The 1,258-nt window shown below is 63.3% G+C and carries 1 protein-coding gene; it reads left to right on the top strand.

Going from position 1 to position 1,258, the window contains the following annotated elements; translation table 11 throughout:
* Positions 1–81 precede the first annotated feature (81 nt).
* Positions 82–1,229 (top strand): IS3 family transposase gene (locus ACSGDB_RS04150; protein WP_434993092.1). Its coding sequence is split into 2 segments (ribosomal slippage): positions 82–355 and positions 355–1,229, totalling 1,149 coding nucleotides; the frame shifts between segments, so codons are not numbered across the junction.
* Positions 1,230–1,258: the final 29 nt, after the last annotated feature.

The following is a 1,258-nucleotide window of genomic DNA, read 5'->3' as shown; positions in this document are numbered from 1 at the left end:
CTGGTTGGGTTCCCGGGTAGGAGTCCAGTGGTTGTGTGAGTTTCGCATCCGATAATGGGTGCAGGAGGAGATTCACGAATCATGGCACGTAGACATACCCCGGAGCAGGTCATCGCGAAGGTCCGGCAGGGCCAGAAGATGCTCAATGACGGACGCCCGATGATCGAGGTCGTCAAGGAACTCCAGGTCACCGAGGCAACCTGGTACCGGTGGCTGAACCAGTACGGGTCCGAGAAGAACGCCGAGGCCTCGAAGCGAACCAAAGAACTGGAGAAAGAGAACGCCCGACTCAAGCGCCTGCTGGCGGAGAAGGAACTGGCCATCGACATCCTGAGCGAGGTGGCCAAGGGAAAATTCTGAGCCCCGAACCCCGCCGCCGTGCCGTGCGCATGGCGCAGGAGAAGTTCGGGGCGTCCGAACGCTTTGCCTGCAGGGTGCTGGGCCAGAACCGGTCCGCGCTACGCAAGGGTCGCCCGGAGATCAGCTTCGAGGAAGCCCAGTTGCGCGCGGACTTGCGGGCGGTCGCGGTCAAGCATCCGGCGTGGGGGTGGCGGAAGGCCCGCTGGCACCTGCTCGCCCAGCCACGCTGGGACGGGGCGGTGTTGAACACCAAGCGGATCCGCCGGCTCTGGCGCCTCGAGGGACTGACCTGCAAGCCCAGGGCCCGGAAGAAACGCCGGACCGGGCCCGGTGCCGGGGAGCAGAAGCGCCTCACCGCCCAGTACCCGATGCACGTGGTCAGCTTCGACTTCCAGTCCGACGTGACCTCCTGCGGCCGGCACATCCGGTTCTTCAACGTCATCGATGAATACACACGAACAGCCTTGGCGATCATCCCGCGCCGGTCCTTCACCGCCGCCGATGTCATCGCCACGCTGGAGGACGTCATCGCCGAAACAGGGATCACCCCGACCTACGTGCGCTCCGACAACGGACCCGAATTCACCGCCGCGGCGCTGACCGCCTGGTGCAACACGGCGGGCGTGGAGACCGCGTTCATCGACCCCGGATCACCGTGGCAGAACGGGTTCGCGGAGTCCTTCAACGCCCAATTCAGAAGGGAACAACTCATTGGAGAGATCATGGACACTATGGCCGAAGCCCGCTACCTCGCGGCGGAATGGAAAGACATCTACAATCATGAACGGCCCCACGGCTCCCTCGACGGAATGACACCCTCGACATACTGGAAACGCTGGACCGCAGAGAACCAATTAGCTATCGCATAGCAACTGGACTGCTAACGGGGACCCAATCA

The organism is Arthrobacter sp. Ld5 (assembly GCF_051172775.1).
Taxonomy (GTDB): domain Bacteria; phylum Actinomycetota; class Actinomycetes; order Actinomycetales; family Micrococcaceae; genus Arthrobacter_D.
Note: the sequence above shows the minus strand (reverse complement) of the source record. Positions and strands in the feature narration are given on the sequence as shown.